Below are 19,021 nucleotides of genomic sequence, written 5' to 3'. Positions count from 1 at the left end.
TGCAAAGCTTCTTTTTTATTTGCCTGTAAATGAATCTGGATGTTCTTTCCGAAACCCGTAGTGAAACAGCAATTCTTCCACAATTCGTCGGGAAGCCTCTCCATCGCCATACGGATTAGAAGCGTAGGACATTTTCTTGTACTCATCATCATCAGTTAACAGCTGTTTTGCCAACTGATAAATGTTTTCCTCAACCGTCCCTGCAAGTTTCAGCGTTCCTGCTTCCACTCCTTCAGGGCGTTCCGTCGTATCGCGCAGCACAAGCACCGGTTTCCCGAGAGAAGGCGCTTCCTCCTGCACGCCGCCCGAATCTGTCAAAATAAAATGCGATTTTGCCGCAAAGTTATGGAAATCAATGACTTCTAAAGGTTCAATCAGATGCACTCTGTCAGAATCACCAAAATGCTTCTGAGCCGCTTCCCGGACAACAGGATTCAGGTGCACAGGGTAAACGACCTGTACATCGTTAAATTCCTCAACAATTCTTCGGATAGCCTTGAACATGTTTTCCATTGGCTCACCCAGATTTTCCCGACGGTGCGCGGTCAGCAGAATCATTTTATCCTCACCTACCTGATCGAGGACAGGATGAGAATAGCCTTCCCTCACCGTTGTGCGGAGTGCATCAATCGCTGTATTGCCTGTCACAAAAATAGAGTCAGCCTTTTTATTTTCTTTTAATAAATTGTCTTTCGCCTGGCCTGTCGGCGCAAAATGCAAATCAGCAATTGCCCCGGTCATCTGGCGGTTGAGCTCTTCCGGAAACGGGGAATACTTATTCCCTGTACGGAGCCCGGCCTCCACATGGCCGACAGCAATTTGATGATAAAAAGCAGCTAGGCTTCCGGCAAACGTCGTCGTTGTATCACCATGGACAAGCACAATATCGGGTTTAATATCTTTAAACAGCTCATCCAATTTCACAAGTGCGTTGGATGTAATCTCTGCCAGCGTCTGCCGCTCCTTCATTATGTTCAAATCAAAATCAGGCTTAATGTGAAATGCATCTAGAACCTGATCTAGCATTTGTCTGTGCTGGGCAGTGACCGTCACATAGGAATCTATTTCAGGATATTTTTTCAATTCCAGCACAAGCGGTGCCATCTTGATCGCCTCAGGCCTGGTCCCAAAGACGGTCATGACTTTTAGTTTTTTCATATTTGTCACCTGGTTTCTTTGTTTAACGGGCTGTTAGATAGAATTTTGATTGGTCTGATTGTATAAATAGGTCTACTTTCTTCTTTATTTTAAAGCACCACAGCTTTTTTTCAATATTTTTACTGCAAAAGTACACGCTGACATCCTTTTTTGGAACCAATGTCGTTTTGTATGAATTTATTGATAAAACGATATTCATGTTTTTCAAGTGAGCCGGGGCAAACTTTTGTTCAACTAGATTCCGGTCAACCTGTATCACTGTCCCATCAACAGAACTGATTTGATTTTTTATTGGGATTAAAAACTCTTGATTATTGCATTCCAGCAATAATAAGGATTGCTTCGGAAAGAACAATTGGCTTCCAGGAAATACGAACGTTAAATCTGAATCATTATTTTTAAATTCCACTTTCAAAACTTCTTGCTTTCTTATATCCACAGACAGATTACCGTATGTTTTTGTAAAGTATGGCCTTGCGCTAAAAGCGTATTTCCCGTTATTCCCAATATATTTAGCATGTTTTGAATAAGGATACGGTTCTCTGCTGCTGCCAATTCGGGCGCGTTTTTTATACCCGTCTATCTCCGATTCAATAAAGAAGTCCCAAACACCAATATCTTCTTCATGAACAGCCAAATCAGTAAACTTCGTGAGAAATTCAAATTCTCCGTCCTTAGAATATACCGGAGAAATGATTTTTTCAGTTTTTCTTTCGCGATGCACCCAAATGCCTAATAAAGTTTGCATAGCTTGTTGCTCTGGTTGTAAAGCCGTGTGGGTAACCGATCCTTTTAATGAAAAAGTATCGTTCTTCATTTGAAATTTGCTCACGTAATGACTGATTTTATTTCTGTCATCAATAATCCGTTCATTCTCTGTTAACTGATACGGCATAAGGCTGGGATAGTTTGCTATGATATGACCATTTTCAACAGACGTAAATTGAGTCATATTTTCTTTATCAGCTTCAAACTGCTTCAAGCCCTTTAAGTCATTCTGACGTACAAAATATAATTTTAACCGCGTATGGGAATGAACAAGCTTATCAATTTCCTGCGGAATATTTTGTTCAACAAAATGATGCAGCTCTGTCATCCATAATTGCTGTTCCTGCTCACTCTCGATCGTTACGGTAAAGTCCGTTGTTCTGGAAAAATCAAAATGGCGATTTATAAACTTCGCCATAAACTTCATTTTGCCGGTATGAGAAAGACGGCTCTCACAAATCATATCTATGATTACCTTCATTGCACCGTAGTAGCTTTGAGGCGCAACATAAGCAAATGTCATATGCTCGCCGTCATGCTGTACAGCGTAGTAATAATCATAGTCGGCCAAGACAGAAATTTTGTCCGCTTCTAAATAAGCTTTCATGACAAATACCTGATCCTCTGTGGCCTGTATATTGGAAGGGAAATATATGTCATGATTTCTAAGCAGTGAAACTTTAAAAAGTTTTGTCGGGCCAATTGAATAGACAAGCGGAGATTTAACAAGATCCGCCTCAGGTTTTGTTTCTTTAAAAATAGCTTGCGGAACCGATCTGCCATTTACACCGACCATTTTTCCAAGCACAATATCTGAATCGTGCTGTTTTGCAAATTGATACATTCTCTCAAACGCTTCAATTCCTAAATAATCATCGGAATCAATAAAAAAAATGTATTCACCGCTGGCCGCGCGTATGGCTTGGTTTCTTGGTTCTCCTGGCCCCCCCGAGTTTTCCTTTCGTTCAATAACCGTTATATTAGAATACTGTTCACTGTATTTTTTCAATATTGAAACCGTGCCATCCTGAGAACAATCATCTACACAAATAATTTCATACTCATTATTCGGCATGGTTTGTTGAACCAGACTATCCAGGCAGCGGGAGATAAAATGTTCTGAGTTGTATGTGGGTACTGCTGCAGTAATTTTCAACATTACACCTCTATCCTTATCCGCTTCTATTTCTTCACAAAGCTCATATAATGAACAAAAATGGTATAGAAATGCACTATTTCGTCATTTCAAATACTTCTTCCCATCTTTCAAACAATCGGTCTTCACTATATTGTGTATCCATTAAATTCTTTGCATTCTTTCCATATTGAATGGCTTTGTCTGGGTTGTCGTACAAATAAATGATACTCTCAGCAAGCATTTCAATATCATCAGGTTCTACAAGCATTCCCGTTTCGTGTTCTTTTATGAGCTCTCTTGGGCTGTATTTCACATCAAAACTGATAACAGGGGTTGCGCACGAAAACGATTCACAAATGGCAAGACTGAACCCCTCAAATTTTGATGTTAATAATGTAGCAAGCGCCTGCTGATAAAATGGAGCAGGATTTGCAATATAACCTTTTAAATGTACATTATCCAGCTGAAGATCATCAATCAATTGCTGGTATTCCTCGTGGCCAGGGCCGCTGCCATAAATATTAAGGACAACCTCAGGACGCGATTTTTTTACGATTTCCATTGCTTTTATGACCTTATCGATCCCTTTTTCCTCATGATATCTGGCCACCATGACAAATTCGTTTTTCTTTTTTTCATACGTTTGTAATTTTTCAAGCCTTCTTGGAGCATGGGGAATAACAAAAATATTATTGTTCGATTCGAAATCCTTCATGATATCTTCTTTTTGTTCATTCGTTAATACGATCAGCCCGTCATAATCTTTAATATGTTCCATCGCGTATTGATGATTTTTCCGAACTTTGCTGCCTAATGTGTATGGATAATCTAAATGGTTTGAATGAACACAGTAAAATCGTTTTGCCAATCCTTCACGCATTTCATTTACTTTTGAAGCACTTCCGACCCCATCACAGATAATAATAGGGTCTTTTTCTTTTTCACATAGCTTTTCAAGCCAATGTGTATGAAATGTGTGCTTGTTTTTGAAAAATACAGCTTCCTTTTCATCTCGTTCAAACAGCATAACTCCCTGACTGGCTCCTGTATTAAAATGGTGCCATTCTGTTAAATAACAAAAGCCGTCCGGTGCTGTGTAGTGAATTTGATTGATTTTTCCGCTTCTCGTATCGAAAAACACAGTTTTATTTACATAAGCGCCAGAAAAGAATTCCCGCTTTGTCAGCTGCATATTTTCATTGAAATGATCCACATATAAAAGGTTATTCGACTCATCCCACTTTTTCTTTTTTATATATAAACCATTCTTGAAGTATTCCGTTTCTAATTTTTCTTCGTTATGAAAAACGGCATATGGTTCTTCAAAGCGATTACGATTTTGTTCATAATAACTTTGTTGTGCATTTCCGACTTTTATATGCTTATGCTGATTTTTATAGTCATCATAAATATTGAGGATATTTACATCAGCATGCAGTCTTCCTGCGTTCTTCAGTTCTTTCTCTATCTGATCATAATTCTCTTTATAATCAAGTGTGACCAAATCGATTTTATGGCCGCGCTCCGCAAATGTAAAAGATCTTGACATCATCGAGCTTGTAATGCCGCCTTTTTCAATGTCTATTTCATATATTAGTGAAAAGATCCTTCTCATCTTCAAGCTCCTTCTTCTGGTAAAGCTTTTTCTTCTATTTTTTTGCAAACAGCCGTTTCATTAATTTTCTCCTAAGTCCCTCGGCTGTATGAACATGCAAATAATTATTTTCTACTGCCAAAGTAATTTGCCAGCCCAAAATACTTTGTTCAGATGATGGAATTTCCTTTGGATCGGTGACTCGTACACTCGATGCAAAGAAGCTATTATCCCACTCTGAACAGAGATACAATTCAATCATGGACAGCTGATCTAATACAGAATGAACATAGAGAGTACCGCTTACAGTAAACATCAGCTCTTCCTCACTGCTTACTTTTGCGTTATATGTAATTTCAGTACCGCTCTTCTTATTTTTTAATTTCCAATACATTTTGTGACGGCCTACAGAATGGGTCGGAACGTCGCCTTTAAACTCGACCTTGGCTGACAAATATAAGTCGGATTTTGATTGCCATTCTGCCGTTAACAGCTCAACATCCATATCTTTCAAGTGATTATTAAAAGGCACCTGATCAATTAGTTTGTCTACAAAACGTTTGCGGGTAAATGGCTCTTCAGAAACATAGTAAATATTTGTGCGAGGTCCCGTTTTTTCAATCGTGTCATGATATCTCTTCAATGAAGGGACCACGAACGCATCAAGGTGGCCTATTTCCTTTTCAGGATTGTCTAACAGCTCATTCGTCTCTATAAAACCTAAGTACATGGATGAACATTTAACCGAAAGAGACTTCAGTGTTTTATATATCTCGAATTCTGATGTTAAAAATAAATATTCCGTCTTATTTATCAAGCGGCTTAGAAAATAATAGGAAAGTTCATTTTCTGAATACAATACATTGACTATATTCTCTTTTTCGTCAAAAATGACAATTTTTTCAGTTGTTTCATCATTCTTATACCATTTGGTCATATAACAGGTGCCATCTGCTCTTAAGTAAAGATGCTGCTTCGGTTTGTTAGTCTCCAGATTCATGTACATTAAACTGTGTACATAGCCGGATGAATCGTATTCTTCTCTTTTAAACCTTTGCCTGTTTTCATTAAAGTAATCAATAACAGCAAGTTCTCCTGATGCTGTAAACCTTTGGTATTTGATATAACGCCCATTATGGTAATAGCGGTAAATGGGCTTGTTCGGTTCTTGAATATATGTTAAACCTTCTTGTTCAATCGGATGCTTAATTTTATCTTTCTGAGGTTCATATCCTTTAAAGTAGCTGTACATATTGATAACAGCAGCATCTTTAAAAGAAGAAGGCCCATTAGGCTCATGATTAAAAGTGACAATTTCCATTGGATAATTCCAATCGATTGTATTAATACTAAACTTTTTTGCAGCCTGCAGTCTTGAACAAACATATGCTAATTTTGGGGTAGAAACCTTCATCGTCATCATCTATTTTTTACCTTTCGAAAAAATTCGTACAGTCACATTTTCAGAACTACATTATAACATTTTTGCTTATATGGCTCTAGCTATAATCTAGAGTCCACACGCTTTTGGTTGATATTAAAATATAATTAAAAGTGTTTATCGATATCTATCGCTAAATAAACATTTATTTATGGTATTTTCCTTCACTTTTCTGATCATAAAGTCTATGAATTTACCCTTGTTTAATATTGGTTTTTCCTATATCATTAACTGTGTTTATCAAATTTATTTTAGGGTACTAAATGTAGAGAATGGATTTGAAACTATATCTTTAAAGATAAAGGAAGGTGCTTATATTGAAAAAAGTACGGAAGGCTATAATCCCTGCAGCTGGTCTCGGTACAAGATTCTTGCCGGCTACGAAAGCAATGCCGAAAGAAATGCTTCCTATCGTTGACAAGCCAACCATTCAATACATAATTGAAGAAGCTGTTGAATCTGGTATTGAGGATATTATTATTGTAACAGGAAAAAGCAAACGTGCGATTGAGGATCATTTTGATTACTCTCCTGAACTTGAAAGAAACTTAGAAGAAAAAGGGAAAGTTGAACTCCTTGAAAAAGTGAAAAAAGCCTCTAACCTGGCTGACATCCATTATATCCGCCAAAAAGAGCCTAAGGGACTCGGGCACGCTGTCTGGTGCGCACGCAACTTTATTGGCGATGAGCCTTTTGCGGTTCTGCTTGGAGACGATATTGTCCAGGCTGAAAAGCCAGGATTGCGCCAGTTAATGGATGAATACGAAAGAACACTTTCTTCCATTATCGGTGTTCAGCAAGTGCCTGAAGAAGAAACACACCGCTACGGCATAATCGACCCACTGACTAGTGATGGCCGCCGTTACCAGGTGAAAAACTTCGTTGAGAAGCCCCCTAAAGGAACGGCTCCTTCTAATCTTGCCATCTTAGGCCGTTATGTATTCACACCTGAAATCTTCATGTATTTAGAAGAGCAGCAGGTTGGCGCTGGTGGAGAAATTCAGCTGACAGACGCTATTCAAAAGTTAAATGAAATTCAAAGAGTGTTTGCTTACGATTTTGAAGGCAAGCGTTATGATGTTGGTGAAAAGCTTGGCTTTATCACAACAACTCTTGAGTTTGCGATGCAGGATAAAGAGCTTCGCGATCAGCTCGTCCCATTTATGGAAGGTTTATTGAACAAAGAGGAAATCTAAACAACAGGGCTATTGGACATTCATCCAATAGCCTTTTCTTATTTCGTCATCAAGGTTAGCGTATGCTCTTCATTATCAACTGCAAAAACCCTATCAGCTGTATTCACAAGAAAACGATTCTCGCTGCTGTCATACAATACATCGGTTTCACTTAAAGATAGTGATGCCGGGGTAACGGGAGAAATGTTGTAAAAGATAAGCTCTGATGCTTTATCATCCTCCAGCACATAGCTGATTTTTTCATAATCAAAATCCAACGTTTTTCTGCCGTCAGCTGTATCACTTTCAGTAAAGCCTTTCATTTTAGAATGAATAGTGACACTGCTTTCTCCAAGAAACGTCAAAAAATATTCATAGGAATCTGCTGCAGTTTGCTGGATATAAGGTGTAAAAGCAGAAATCTGCAACTCTGTCTCCTTTAAGTTAGTCTCAACATCCTTCTGGCTAACATAAAAGGATTTTCCGTCAAACTTAATTTTAGCAATTTGTTTACTTTTAGCGCTAACCGGCACCTTTGTACCAAATTGAAGCGTAACGTCAGCCTTATGCTTTAAACCTTGATCTTTATAGACAACTGCTTTTTCAACATCAATAAAGCCTTGCTTATTGACAGTCGTTAAGCTATCTTTTGCCTTAGTTTTCACACTGCCCTCATGGTTCTTCACTTCATTTTGCGGAATAGCGCCAAGCGAAGCAATTGTACGAAGCGGGGCATTAAAGAACATTGTTCCTGCAGTAAAAACCGTCAGGATAGACAAAATAGCAATTTGAACAGCATTAGCCAGTGATTTAGGCTTTTTCTTCTTTTGCCGGAAACGGGCAAAAGCTTCAGGATCTTCTTTCTTCCGCTCTTCCGTTTGCTCTTTTTTATATGTCTCTTTTTCTTTTTTCGACAGCTTATTAAACCAGTCAATAAACGCTTTGTACTCTTTGACAACCGTTTTTGTTTCATCAAACATCCGAAGCTCGCCGTAGTGCATCCAAGCGACGCGGTCACACATCTTTTCAATCTGGCCGATGGAGTGGCTGACAAAGAAAATGGTTTTTCCTTGCTTTTTAAACTCATTAATTCTGTCTACACACTTCTGATAAAACGTTTGGTCCCCTACGGAGAGCGCTTCATCAATAATTAAAATGTCAGGGTCAATATGCACGGAAATCGCGAAACCGAGACGCGATTTCATACCGCTGGAATAGTTTTTAACCGGCTGATTAATAAAATCGCCAATCTCGGCAAATTCCACGATACTGTCGTACATATCATCAATTTCTTTATTGGTTAACCCCATCATCAAACACTTAAGCCGGACATTGTCCCGGCCCGTCAATTGGTTATTTAAACCGGCAGCAATCGCAATCAGCGACGGCTGGCCGTTCATTTCAATTTCACCGCTGGTCGGCGGAATAATTTTAGCCAGCAGGTTAGACATGGTCGATTTCCCTGACCCGTTTATCCCTACAAAGCCGATTGTCTCTCCCTCATACACGTCAAAGGAGACATTCCGCACAGCAAAAAAACCATTATCCTTAGCCGGAAAAAACAATCCTTTAATCTTGTCCGATTGTTTTTTATACAAATGATATTGCTTTGAAACATTTCGAAACGAAACTTTTAGTTTCATCGTACAATCTCCTTACGTATTAAAGAAAGTCAACAAACTTGTCTCTGAATTTCATATGCAGGATAGAACCTACTAACAATAAAAGGAATGTGAACAGCCAGAAATACAGCGTGTATTTCATGTCTTGGAAGAACCATTTGCCATCTAAGAAGCTGTTCCGGAACCCTTCTATAAGATAATAAATCGGGTTTAATTTAATCACAGGAAGAAGACCAGGATAATTCTTCCCAAGTTGCTCTGTGATATTCCAGAAAACCGGAAGCAAAAAGAACAGTAATCTGGTTACCGCTTGCAGAAAAAATTGATAGTCTCTGACAAGCACACTGATTGTAGAGTTAAACAAGCTAAACGCAAACATAAATACAATCATGCAAATAAAATAATAAAAATATTGTATCCAATGCAAGTCGGGATACACACCGCTTGCTAAAAGGACTATAACATAAATACCCATCATCACAAAATAACTAAATAAATTTGATGCAATCACAACAGATGGAAGCGAACTAATTGGAAAATTCATTTTCGCAACCATATTGATCCGTTTAAATACACTGTTTGATCCATCAAGAATCGTCGGACTAATAAAAAACCAAGGAATCAAACCAGCCAGCATCCAAACAATAAAAGGCACTTCGCCGATACCGGTTACGACCGGCTTACTGTTGCGGATCCCCATGCCAAATACAAACCAGTACGCCAGCATTTGAATGAGTGGGTTTAGAAACTGCCATAATACACCAAGATAATTCATCTGATACTGAGACTTTGTCTCATACGAAGCCAAGCGCAAAATTAAAGGAAATGATGTCACTTGCTCTTTTACGATTTTTACTAATGCATTCATTGTTTATCTTCCTTAGACTTAAATGTTTTTTGGATCTTTCGGTTAAAGAAATTTGAAAGCACCGGTCTTATTTTAACAGATGTTGAGCTTTTTTTCATTTACTGCATTAGATAAATTCCTCTCTAAATTTAGTTAGTCGAAAAAAACATACCGGGCCAGTAAATTATAAGCAAATTTAACGTGAATTTAAAGGAAGAACTGTTTGTACTGTTTTCAAAATTCTATTAACCTAAAATTTCCTTAAAAGTTTAATGTCTCTCCAACAAGCATGTCCATTTCTAGGTAAATAAGGTCCAACCTTGATATATTTACCTTTTTCAGGTCTGAATTTTAGTGTATACCTAAGCCATTTGTTATTACACAAGTCTTGTATATCAGTTGTCTTAACATTTCTGAACCAAACTGCATCTGTTTGCAAATATTTTTCCGAAGAGTCAAACATCCTTATAGAAAAAATACACTTATAACTATCGATTAAATTAATATCAGAAACCTTAATATCAAAAGATAATTCAAATTCTTTGTGACCATCAGCATTAATTTCAATTGCATTCGACCATACTTGGTTATTCTCGTCTTTTACTAACCTTCTTTTTGAAATACTTAAAACGTTGTACTCTAGTTTGTCAGAATCAGGATCTTTTATTTCGAATTCATTCTGCCAAAATGACCAGTTGCTCTTGCCTAAAGAAAATGTTGGATTCTTGATTAAGTTATTTTCTTTATTTTTTTTGATTTTTATCCTTGGATCATCAAGTATATTCCTAAAATCGTTCGTTATAATTGATAGGAATTTACTGGTAAAGTCCAAATAAAATTCATTAACATAATGTAAATAAAATAATCCCCATTTGTGCATAGGATCTAATAAATAATATTTATCTTCGTAATCGATGAATTGTACGTCATGATTTTTTATAACATAATTATCTAGTCTATCCCAAATTTCATTATACAGAGAAGTATTAATCTGTTTTACTTTTGTAGTCTTGCTAAGATATTTATAAGAACCGGATATTTCATCATAATAAACATCTGAAAATCTTGCTTTATTAACAACCACTTTACAGTTAGGTAAATTTTGATTTAAAAAATCAAAAAGATTTTTTATTGATTCTTTCCATCGCTCGAAATAGTGTGTAAAGTCTTCTAATAAACTCAAAGGTTCTCCTTCTTTAAAAGTCTTATACAAAGTCGTCTTACTAAAGAGCCACCGTTTATTAGTAATAGTACTACCTTCTAACTCTCTAATACCATAAAATACATCAGCATAAAAGTCTAAAATAAGATAATCTGGCTCATTAATAATTAAAGTATCTAATATGCTTTTATCTAACTCTGTCTCGAATTGTCTCTTATCAAAAGGTTTCAAATTGTCTAGTTTTTCATAATCAAAAGCAATTGGATCAGCCATTAATGATATGATAGACATTTGGTTTTGATGAACAACACAACTATAATATTTTTTATAGTTTTCTATAAAACAACTATTAAAATTATCTCTTGAAACACAACTACCTATAATAGCTACCTTCAACATAATTTCCCTTCCTTTTAAAAAAACCCATAACATTGAATAATGCTATGGGTTTTCAAATATGTTAATCAACGTTTAAGAATTTCTTTACAACTTTTTCAGAAGCATTTCCATCGTCAAATTCACAATATTTTGCTCTAAAACTATTATATTTTTCACCATATTGGGTAAAATAATTATCTAATTTTTCGATAGAATCAATCAATGACATATTATCTCTTACTAATGGTCCCGGAGCTTCATCTTCAATATTCAAGTACATACCTCGAAGATTATCCCGATACTCCTCTAAGTCATACGTGAAAAATATCATTGGTTTCTTTAAAATACCATAATCAAACATTACAGATGAATAATCAGTGATTAGAACATCCGAAAGTAAATATAAGTCTTGAATATCATCGTAATTGGAAAGATTATAAGCAAATCCCTTGAAATCGCTAATATCAAGCTCATCAGATATAAAATAATGTAGTCTTAATAATATTACATAATCATCTTTCAGTTTTTTTCTGAGCTTCTCTAAATCTAGTTTCAACTCAAATCCATTTTTAACTCTAAAAGTTGGAGCATATAATATAATCTTTTTATCATTTGGTAAGTTCAACTTCTTTTTCAATTGATTTCTAAAAACTTCATTATTGTCTTTGAATAATTTATCATTTCTAGGGTAACCCGTTTCAAGTATTTCATTTTTATAGTCATAAATTCTTCTTGCTAGATCACTAACATATTTGCTTGGTACAGTTAAATAATCCCATCTGCCGCACCGTCTCAAGAATCTATTTCTCTTATCTTCTGTATCTACTTCTCCAGGGACATCTAACCCTAGAGTTTTTAGCGGGGTGCCATGCATAGTTTGTAATTCAACTGCATTTTTTCTTTTTTCATAAAAATCTGGGAAGTTAACATTATTCACAAAGTATTTGGCACGAGCCATATACTGAAAGTATTTCAAAGACTTTATTTTAACTTTAATTGCTTCTCCATCTACTTTTACATAATCATTATTTACCATCCAAACACATTCATATTCTGGATAATGTTCGTTTATATAATCATATATAGCTTTAGGGTTACAACTAATTTGTTTGCCCCAGTAACTTTCAAAAACAATTGTCTTCTTTTTCATTGGTAAAAGTCTGAAAAGCGGATAAAGAAATTTTTCTATCACTTCTTGCCTACGAGGACCTCTCTCAATCCAATTCCATTCAAATATATTATTAATACTTATATTGTCCTCTTTTGTAACATATGGAGAATACTTTATATTACCGACAGTTTTTTTAGGGAAATTTATTTCTTTATCTCTTACTTTTATACGTTTTAATTTTTTAAAGCTCTTATTACCCTTTACTGTAAATTCTAAGTAAACTCTCCATACTCCGTATTCTTCATTGAATGGAGTTCTGACTTTATTGTTTGAAAGATCGAAACCTGTTTTAAGAAAAAACTCACCCTTCTCTTTGTATTCTCTAAGTATATTTCCAGAAACCGTGTGACCTGTCTCCACATTCTTTAAGACCATATTGATATCGGTTAAATTTTTTAAAGTTTTAATATATTTATCCGTAATAGATGCTTCTATTAATAAATTCTCATTTGAAAAATTAATATCCTTAAGATACGCTGTGTAATTTCTTGTTAGAATTCTTAGGTTTCCTGCTGGGCTAGCATCTATTGAAATCTCTTTAGTATCAAGAACAATATTTTCAACTTTTACACTTTCCAAATAAGTTAAAGGTTCATTATCATTATTATACCTTACATAGCCTATTAACTCAGTATTATTTTTTAATCTATTAATGGTTGATTTAGGGATTATTGTTTTAAAACTGTTCGAATGTCCATCCTTTTCCATATAATATCTATATTGTTCATTCTTATCATAATCTCTAAATAGAAGTTGGCATTCGTTTAATGGTAGAGACGTCTCACCTTTAATGATTAAATTTCCATTTTCATATATTAAACTGTTAACCTGAGTAGTAACAGGTCTTAAGTCTAAATATAAGTCCCATGAACTATTGTATTTGATGAAAATCCTTCTCGAGGAGTAGACTCTGTGCTTTGGTCTAGGTTTTTTACCACTAACAGGTTCACCAATTCTATAACTTCTCGTTTTTCCAGAACAGTTAATCTCTACCCATATTTCTAGTTTTCCAGAAAGCCTGTCAAATAAATCATTTGTATCTACTTCAATAATATATCCGGACCAATCATAGTTATTAACCCTTGAAAGAGGGATATTATTATTTTTTTTGGTACCGAATTTTAATGTTATATCTGGCCTTTTTACTGAAAAACAATTTATGAATTTCTTTTCTCCCGAAATTGGATCAAAAACATAAGCCTTTAAACTAACATCTTTTTTTCTTTTTATGTCAAGATGTCTAATAAAATGATAACCTTCAATACGGATTACGGAGCTATCCCATTCTACTCTTTCTATTTTTCTTTTAATAGTAAACTCACTGTCTGGTTTACAAATATCTTTTGGAAGTTCCTTCCCAAATGGGAATTCCCAAAAGAATTGACCCTTTACTTTTTTAGGCTTACTATATTTAAATTCATTCTTTTGGAACTTTAAAACATCGAGTAATCTTTCAATATCATTTTTAGAAATAAAATAATACTTAGCTCTATCTATTGCATTTAACTTTCTAAACGTTTCATCTGATATAGTTTGTAAGTATGTTGACACTTTGGTCATAAAAACTTTAATGTACTCAGAATCCGCAGTGTCTAATATATTCAAATAGAGTGGGATATCAAGACTCAGGGCTTTATAATCCTTTAAATCCTTTAGTTCCCCTTTTATATTTGCATGATTAAAAAAGGAATCAACTAAATCTAATGCTTTTAATCTATCTGTAAGATTAACCAGATCATTTCTCTGTTGTGTTATTGATTTATCCCCTGCTTCCCGGGCTCTCCAAAAATAAATAAAATCTTCAAGAACACTAACTGACTCAGCTTTATAATGTGCAGGTATTGTTACAGGTAAATCTTCATATAGCATGCCCTCAGGAAATTTAAAATCATTTTTTATCCAAAATTCTCTTCTAAATATCTTATTCCATGCAGTTGTATCATAAATTAATTCGTTATTTTTGGTAATATGAGTTTTAGGAATTGTATCACTAAATACTTTTTTATGAAGTCCAGAACCATAAACCTTAGTCGAGTTGAACCTTTTTACATTCCCTATAACAATGTCTGTTTGATTTTCACTAGCTAATTGATACATTTTTTTATATGCATCTAAACTTAAATAATCGTCTGAATCAACAAAGGCTATAAATTCACCTTTTGCATATTGGACGCCATAATTCCTGGCATGCCCTAGACCGCCATTTTCTTTATGATAAGAATAAAAGTTATCGTACTTAGAAGAATATTCATCCATTATTAATCCACTATTGTCTGCTGAACCGTCATTTACCATTAAAACTTCAATTGATTTTAATGTTTGATTAGCTAAAGAATCTAAACATTCTCTTAAATATTTTTCAACATTGTAAACTGGAACAATTACACTAATCTTAGGTTTTCTTTTTGTCACTAACTCTCTCTCCTATTTCTTTACCAAATATCTTATCAACAACTCTTTTTGCAGCTTTGCCATCTTCATATAAACAAAACTCATTATAAAATTGAGTATAATTATCATGCAACTTGGGATTTTTCAGTAGTTTTTTTAATTCTTCAATTAGATTATCTGTATTGTCTACTACATTACCAGGTGCATTTGATTCAAAATCAAAATAAAATCCTCTAAGTCTATCTCTATAGTACTCTAAATCATAGGCATAAAATAATATTGGTTTTTTTAAATTAGCAAAATCAAAAAAAACAGATGAATAATCCGTGACCAAAATATCAGATATAATATATAAGTCTCTTATATCTGGATAATCAGAAACATCCATGATAAAATCCTTATAATCGACAAGCTCAAAGTCTTGATTAACCAGATAGTGCATTCTAAGTAAAATTATAACTTGATTCCCCAATTCCTTTTTTATCTTTTCTAAATTTAAATTGAGATCAAATTTGTAATTGCCTTTTGAATAAAAATTATCATCCCTCCACGTAGGGGCATACAATATTATTTTTTTTCTCCCTAAACCTAATTTCTTCTTGAGTTTTTCTTTATAGAGTTCTATATCTTTTTGATATAGTATGTCATTCCTAGGGTAGCCAGTTTCAATAACTGTATTATTGAATTGAAATGCTCTCTTAAATATTTCTGTTGAATATCTATTAGGAGATATTAATATATCCCACTTACTTGATTCTTTAGAGAAATTTTTTTTGTACTTTTCTGTAGTAGTTCCCGGCATACGAACTACATCCATATCATTAGCTAGTCTCTTTAATGGTGTACCATGCCAAGTTTGGATGTATATTGTTTTTTTAGGCTTTGGAAGCCATAATGGTAACCTGCTATTTGTTACCCAGTATTTTGCAGTTGCCATTTTCCATAACCAAGAAAGTGTAAATCGATTATTGTACTTTAAGCCTTGTCGGTTAAATTCATGTTCGTATTTTCTATCAACACTCCAGACCATATCAAAACCATATTTACTATTATTCTGCTGCAAATACTCGTATATCGCCCTTGGATTACAACTAAATTGTTTACCTAAATAACTTTCAAAAATAATCATTCTCTTATTTTTCGGTAATGTACCTATTACCGAAAAAAGTATGGAGTAAATTTTAATTAAAATGTTTTTCTTTTTCATTTAAAGAAGCCTTCCATCTCACTTTTATAAACTACTTGTAATAAATTAAAGAGGCAATACAAGAAAAAAAGAAGCAACGTTACATTACTTCTAAAGATTTGCTATCTCTTTTTTTATCTTAGTCGTAGAAATCCCTTCAGTTCTTGGCAGATAAACAACCTCACAATGATCTTTTAAGAAATCAAATTTACCTTCCCAATCATTCCCCATCACAAAAACATCAATGTCATATTCCTTTATATCAAGTATTTTCTGATCCCAACTTTTTTCAGGAATTACTTCATCTACATAGCGTATTGTTTCTAAAATTAATTTTCTATGTTCATAACTATGATAGGCTTTTTTTTGTTTCTGTAAATTAAATTCATCAGTACTAATTGCAACCACTAAATAGTCACCAAGTTCTTTAGCACGTTCAAGCAATTTAATATGACCCCAATGAAGCAAGTCAAACGTGCCATAAGTAATAACCTTTTTCACTTTAAAAAACTCCTTTCAGGGTTGAGAGAAAAGACCGAGCTTTTTTACAATCTCTTAATAATTCCGACATAATTTTCACATATCCTTAATATTTAACAATAATAGCATAATCACCTATAAAAGTTAAGGGGATTTAAAAAACAGAAAACTACAGTAGTGTTAAAGACCTGTTGTCAATAGTTCTATTTTAACATTTCAGATCATTACCCGACACCAAACTTACTGATTTTTTTCTAAAGCCTGTGAAACGATTTTCTTTCTGCTGCGTCATTTATTCTGTACACCCTCCTCATATTAATTCATCGTCAAAACGTGAAGGAATTGTAATGTGAATGTTAAAAGTTCCTAAAGATTTTTGTGGTAAAATAGAGTAAGATGTTTTCAGGCAAAGAGTCTTTAATCAAACTATACGAATGACACGTGTTTTTTATAGACATATAGATGAAAAGGAGGGTTGATACGATGCAAACGAAACCCATTAATCAATTAGATTTTGTAGACAGTGAACTAACTTCATTTGTATCACATTTAGAAACGTCATATTTAGATCAGAATAAAGGTGCGTTCATCGTAACAGCGAATCCTGAAATCGGATTTGAAGCAATGCAGAATCCGCGTTATGAAGCGGTTCTTTCGTCTGCTGATTTTATTTTGCCGGATGGAATTGGTGTTGTAATGGTTTCCAAAATGATTGGAAAACCTCTTCAATCCAGAATCGCCGGTTATGATTTGTTTACGTCTCTGCTTGAGAAAGCCGACCAAAAGAAAAAACGGGTTTTCTTTTACGGTGCGGCTAAGCATGTGATTGCGGAAACAATTGAGCGAGTTAAACGTGATTTTCCCGGGATTGAAATTGCCGGATACTCTGACGGCTATGTGAAAGATCAGCGTGAGGTGGCGGACAAAATTGCGGCCTCAAATCCTGATATGGTATTTGTCGCATTAGGTTATCCTAATCAGGAGTTCTTTATCCATAAATACCGCCATTTATTCCCTCAGGCTGTTGCTGTAGGGCTGGGCGGAAGCTTTGATGTGTTCAGCGGCAATGTAAAAAGAGCGCCCTCATTTTTTATCCGTTTTCACCTTGAATGGATGTACAGGCTGATTACCAACCCTGCCCGCTGGAGAAGGATGCTGAGCATTCCTAAGTATGTTACAGCCGTGCTGAAACATGAACGGGCTTCAGCAAAGCCGCAATATACAGGACAGGTTAAAGATCAATCACGCCATCTGTAATCGGCCTTAAAGGAGCTATGGTATGTAATGAAATGCATGAATCATTCGCTGAGCCTGCGGACAATCTGTGAAAGCCGTTTTGAGCTGATGACAGATTGAAATCCTGGTTTGCGTTTTTTTATTATTTGTTCATCAAAGTCATTGGCGCATTGCTGTTTTGGGTCAAGCCGGGCAATCAAGTGACGCTTCTGGTTTCCTTTCCTGATAATGCCCGTGCCATATTAAAGGAATACCAGAAGGGGCACTTTTCATTTCCCATTTATGTACTGCTGACCCAGCATGCCAAGTCGCTGGAAAAAGAATTTCCTGAGCTTACTGTTTCGGTTATTAACGAAAAACACCCGCTTCATATATGTAAAGCGATCTTTTCTATGCTGAGCAGTAAGACTGTGATTGTTGATAACTATTTTGTTTTGACAACTGTTCTGACCAGCAGGCCTGATATCGAGTGTATCCAAGTTTGGCATGCGAACGGGGCGTTTAAGCGTTTTGGGTTAAAGGATATCAACACACAGAATCGTTCTCGGGCTGACGTAAGACGCTTTCGAAAAGTGTATGCTTCATTTGACAGGATTGTCGTTGGTTCTGAACATATGGCTGACATATTCAAGGAATTTTTCGATATAAAAGGTGATAAATTTCTTCGGTTTGGTGTGCCTTTAACCGATGCTTACTATGAGGAGCAGGAAAACAGCAATGACCTTAAAAGCAAATATCATCTGCCAGTGGAGAAAAAAATCATTTTGTATGCGCCGACCTTTAGGGACGACCAGTTCGAAAGATTTTCGCTGCCGTTTTCAGAAAAACAGCTGCAGCATGATTTAAAAGGTGAATATATACTTGCAGTAAAACTGCATCCTGTTATGAAGCAATCTGCTGAATTACCTGAGGATAGTGCGTGGATAAAAGATGTGTCAGATCTCCCTCTTGCAGACCTTTTAAAAATGAGTGATCTGTTAATATCAGACTATTCTTCTGTCCCATTTGAATTTGCGCTGCTGGACAAACCCATTTTGTTTTATACGTATGATATGGAAGCTTACAACAAAAACCGCGGTTTAATTCGGCATTATACAGAGGTGATCCCCGGGGTGCCTTGCTGTGATTCAGGAATGCTCTTGGAGCAGCTGAAAGATATGGACAAGCTCCAATCCGAAGTAGAGCGCTTTTCACGTGAGTGGAATCTGTACTCTAGAGGGCATGCCAGTAAGCAGCTTTTAAGCTATGTGAATGAGAAATCAAGCTGATCTTTA

At 35.3% G+C, this 19,021-nt stretch carries 13 protein-coding genes; 3 read left to right on the top strand and 10 right to left on the bottom strand.

Annotated features, from left to right (window positions below; translation table 11 throughout):
* Nucleotides 1-15: 15 nt before the first annotated feature.
* From wecB to AC0DBE_RS19000, 4 genes are all read right to left on the bottom strand, one after another.
* Nucleotides 16-1,158, bottom strand: coding sequence for a non-hydrolyzing UDP-N-acetylglucosamine 2-epimerase (gene wecB, locus AC0DBE_RS19015; protein WP_472963342.1), 1,143 nt, complete (start codon nt 1,156-1,158; stop codon nt 16-18).
* Nucleotides 1,159-1,180: 22 nt separating this feature from the next.
* Entirely contained in the window at nt 1,181-3,085 is a 1,905-nt protein-coding gene (locus AC0DBE_RS19010; protein ID WP_472963340.1) for a glycosyltransferase, read from the bottom strand.
* Nucleotides 3,086-3,158: 73 nt separating this feature from the next.
* The gene (locus tag AC0DBE_RS19005; RefSeq protein ID WP_472963337.1) at nt 3,159-4,679 is read right to left on the bottom strand and encodes a glycosyltransferase; all 1,521 of its coding nucleotides are present in this window, start codon (nt 4,677-4,679) and stop codon (nt 3,159-3,161) included.
* Nucleotides 4,680-4,713: 34 nt separating this feature from the next.
* A complete protein-coding gene (locus AC0DBE_RS19000; RefSeq protein WP_072565361.1) occupies nt 4,714-6,081 on the bottom strand; it encodes an alpha-glucosyltransferase N-terminal domain-containing protein in 1,368 nt (455 codons plus the stop codon).
* A 335-nt stretch (nt 6,082-6,416) separates the two neighbouring features.
* On the opposite strand from AC0DBE_RS19000, the gene galU reads away from it, so the two are divergent.
* Nucleotides 6,417-7,295, top strand: coding sequence for a UTP--glucose-1-phosphate uridylyltransferase GalU (galU, locus tag AC0DBE_RS18995; protein WP_326246957.1), 879 nt, complete (start codon nt 6,417-6,419; stop codon nt 7,293-7,295).
* A gap of 38 nt (nt 7,296-7,333) precedes the next feature.
* Here galU and tagH read toward each other — a convergent pair whose 3' ends face one another.
* The 6 genes from tagH to tagD all read right to left on the bottom strand — a co-directional run bounded on the left by tagH (nt 7,334) and on the right by tagD (nt 16,532).
* On the bottom strand, nt 7,334-8,917 hold the full coding sequence (tagH, locus tag AC0DBE_RS18990) for a teichoic acids export ABC transporter ATP-binding subunit TagH (protein WP_472963334.1): 1,584 nt from the start codon (nt 8,915-8,917) through the stop codon (nt 7,334-7,336).
* A gap of 19 nt (nt 8,918-8,936) precedes the next feature.
* Nucleotides 8,937-9,764 (bottom strand): teichoic acids export ABC transporter permease subunit TagG, encoded by an 828-nt coding sequence (tagG, locus tag AC0DBE_RS18985; RefSeq protein ID WP_326198468.1) that lies wholly within the window; start codon nt 9,762-9,764, stop codon nt 8,937-8,939.
* Nucleotides 9,765-9,993: 229 nt separating this feature from the next.
* Nucleotides 9,994-11,304 (bottom strand): DUF6270 domain-containing protein, encoded by a 1,311-nt coding sequence (locus AC0DBE_RS18980; protein ID WP_014115387.1) that lies wholly within the window; start codon nt 11,302-11,304, stop codon nt 9,994-9,996.
* Nucleotides 11,305-11,365: 61 nt separating this feature from the next.
* Nucleotides 11,366-14,866 (bottom strand): bifunctional glycosyltransferase/CDP-glycerol:glycerophosphate glycerophosphotransferase, encoded by a 3,501-nt coding sequence (locus tag AC0DBE_RS18975; RefSeq protein WP_472963332.1) that lies wholly within the window; start codon nt 14,864-14,866, stop codon nt 11,366-11,368.
* Nucleotides 14,847-16,052 carry a CDP-glycerol glycerophosphotransferase family protein gene (locus tag AC0DBE_RS18970; protein WP_014115389.1) on the bottom strand — a complete coding sequence of 402 codons (1,206 nt, stop codon included), beginning with the start codon at nt 16,050-16,052 and terminating at the stop codon, nt 14,847-14,849. The genes AC0DBE_RS18975 and AC0DBE_RS18970 overlap by 20 nt, the downstream gene beginning before the upstream one ends.
* A gap of 90 nt (nt 16,053-16,142) precedes the next feature.
* The gene (gene tagD, locus AC0DBE_RS18965; protein ID WP_014115390.1) at nt 16,143-16,532 is read right to left on the bottom strand and encodes a glycerol-3-phosphate cytidylyltransferase; all 390 of its coding nucleotides are present in this window, start codon (nt 16,530-16,532) and stop codon (nt 16,143-16,145) included.
* A 462-nt stretch (nt 16,533-16,994) separates the two neighbouring features.
* Between tagD and AC0DBE_RS18960 the strand changes: the two genes are divergently transcribed.
* Both AC0DBE_RS18960 and AC0DBE_RS18955 read left to right on the top strand, forming a co-directional pair.
* Nucleotides 16,995-17,768 (top strand): WecB/TagA/CpsF family glycosyltransferase, encoded by a 774-nt coding sequence (locus AC0DBE_RS18960; protein ID WP_014115391.1) that lies wholly within the window; start codon nt 16,995-16,997, stop codon nt 17,766-17,768.
* Nucleotides 17,769-17,863: 95 nt separating this feature from the next.
* Nucleotides 17,864-19,015: a CDP-glycerol glycerophosphotransferase family protein gene (locus AC0DBE_RS18955; RefSeq protein ID WP_472963329.1), complete on the top strand. Its 1,152-nt coding sequence runs from the start codon at nt 17,864-17,866 to the stop codon at nt 19,013-19,015.
* Nucleotides 19,016-19,021: the final 6 nt, after the last annotated feature.

This window comes from Bacillus sp. VA15 (assembly GCF_055721145.1).
The sequence above is the reverse complement of the archived record's forward strand: the minus strand, read 5'-3'. Positions and strand labels throughout refer to the sequence as shown.

Coding starts and splice junctions, on each gene's coding strand:
- tagH (WP_472963334.1), bottom strand. CDS start 8,917: ATGAAACTAAAAGTTTCGTTTCGAAATGTTTCAAAGCAATATCATTTG.
- tagG (WP_326198468.1), bottom strand. CDS start 9,764: ATGAATGCATTAGTAAAAATCGTAAAAGAGCAAGTGACATCATTTCCT.
- AC0DBE_RS19005 (WP_472963337.1), bottom strand. CDS start 4,679: ATGAGAAGGATCTTTTCACTAATATATGAAATAGACATTGAAAAAGGC.
- AC0DBE_RS19010 (WP_472963340.1), bottom strand. CDS start 3,085: ATGTTGAAAATTACTGCAGCAGTACCCACATACAACTCAGAACATTTT.
- AC0DBE_RS18970 (WP_014115389.1), bottom strand. CDS start 16,052: ATGAAAAAGAAAAACATTTTAATTAAAATTTACTCCATACTTTTTTCG.
- AC0DBE_RS18960 (WP_014115391.1), top strand. CDS start 16,995: ATGCAAACGAAACCCATTAATCAATTAGATTTTGTAGACAGTGAACTA.
- AC0DBE_RS18980 (WP_014115387.1), bottom strand. CDS start 11,304: ATGTTGAAGGTAGCTATTATAGGTAGTTGTGTTTCAAGAGATAATTTT.
- wecB (WP_472963342.1), bottom strand. CDS start 1,158: ATGAAAAAACTAAAAGTCATGACCGTCTTTGGGACCAGGCCTGAGGCG.
- AC0DBE_RS19000 (WP_072565361.1), bottom strand. CDS start 6,081: ATGATGACGATGAAGGTTTCTACCCCAAAATTAGCATATGTTTGTTCA.